This window comes from Psychrobacter sp. 1U2 (assembly GCF_051847575.1).
Genome location: NZ_JBPYDC010000375.1, coordinates 1 through 1,151, shown reverse-complemented (window position 1 = coordinate 1,151; position 1,151 = coordinate 1). Strand labels below are relative to the sequence as shown.

Sequence of the window (1,151 nt, the reverse complement as noted above, 5' to 3'; positions counted from 1 at the left end):
CGTGGAGTCTTAGTCAAAACTGATGATAAACCATATCCGCTACAAGTCGCTAAAATTCTAAAAAGCATTGCTGAACAAGAAAGCACGGATATTATTTTGTTAGGTAAGCAAGCGATTGATGATGACAATAATCGGACAGGCCAGATGCTTGCAGCCTTAATGGGTATTGGTCAAGGTACGTTTGCTTCTGAAGTAAAAGTCGAAGGTGATAGCGTAAATGTGACTCGTGAAGTTGATGGTGGCTTACAGACAGTGGCGCTATCTCTACCTGCAGTGATTACAACTGATTTACGTTTAAACGAACCACGCTATGCAAAACTGCCAAATATCATGAAAGCTAAGAAAAAGCCTCTTGATGAGAAAACGCCAGCAGATTTTAGTGTTGAGATGACGTCTAAGCAAGAAATCGTTAAAGTTATGCCACCTGCTGAGCGTAAAGCTGGTATTACGGTAGCCTCAGTTGATGAGTTGGTCGATAAGCTAAAAAATGAAGCGAAAGTAATCTAAGACTTCGCTGACGCATTTATAGAGTGTTAGTACTGTAAATGCCGTATTTAAAAGCTATCTGACGACATGAACAAATAAATAAAGGACAAAAAAATGGCAATTTTGGTATATGCAGAACACGACAATGCCAGTCTAAAAAAGGCGACTCTAAGTACTATTGCAGCTGCTAAGCAAATGGGTGATGATATTCATGTATTGGTTGCTGGCAGTGGTAATCAAGCGGCGGCTGACGAAGCAGCAAAAGCTGAAGGCGTAAGCAAAGTGCTATTGGCAGATAACGCAGCTTACGAACATCAAATGGCAGAAAATATATCGTTATTGGTTGCAGATATTGCTGCAGACTATAGCCATATTATTGCACCAGCAACGACCACTGGCAAAAACTTTATGCCACGTACAGCAGCTTTACTGGATGTCAGTATGTTGTCAGAGATTTCTGCTGTCATAGATGCTCAAACTTTTGAGCGTCCTATTTACGCTGGTAATGCGACTGCTACGGTCAAGACGACGGAAAATAAAATCGTATTGACCGTACGTACAACGGCTTTTGATCCAGTGGCTGCTGAAGGCGGTTCTGCTACTGTTGAGACAATCGATAATGTACAAGATGCTGGCAAAGCAAGCTTTGTCAATGAAGAAATGGC

Annotated in this window: 1 protein-coding gene and 1 pseudogene; both read left to right on the top strand. The window is 41.5% G+C overall.

What is annotated here, in order from left to right:
* On the top strand, positions 1 to 507 hold a 507-nt coding region (locus ACS8FD_RS15940), incomplete at its 5' end, for an electron transfer flavoprotein subunit beta/FixA family protein (RefSeq protein WP_439276566.1).
* A 93-nt stretch (positions 508 to 600) separates the two neighbouring features.
* Positions 601 to 1,151: pseudogene (locus tag ACS8FD_RS15935) on the top strand (electron transfer flavoprotein subunit alpha/FixB family protein); the annotation flags it as partial.